This window comes from Joostella sp. CR20, from assembly GCF_038433465.1.
GTDB lineage: Bacteria > Bacteroidota > Bacteroidia > Flavobacteriales > Flavobacteriaceae > Galbibacter.
The window spans coordinates 1-247 of record NZ_JAESVF010000060.1 but is presented as its reverse complement, the minus strand read 5'-3'; the positions used below and the strand labels follow the sequence as shown (position 1 = coordinate 247).

1 protein-coding gene is annotated in these 247 nt (G+C 44.1%); it reads right to left on the bottom strand.

The window, feature by feature from the left end:
* On the bottom strand, nt 1-247 hold a 247-nt coding region (locus tag JMA43_RS14040; RefSeq protein ID WP_342157331.1), incomplete at both ends, for a hypothetical protein.

The window sequence follows — 247 nt, the reverse complement described above, 5'->3', positions numbered from 1 at the left end:
TATCTGTTTTAACAGTTACAATATCGGCTACATTATTTGGCGTATCCGTATCGGTACAGTCAGGACAGTCAGGTGTTGGGTCGGTAACATCTGGTGAGTCTACTGAAACTACATTCACCAAGTCTCCTGTAAAGTCTGAGGGAACACTTAAAGTCACTTCATAGGTTACTACTTCGCCGTCTGCTAAACTCGCTATTACATCTGATAATGCTCCTGTACCTGAACCGCCTTGGTCGCTTGTCCAACT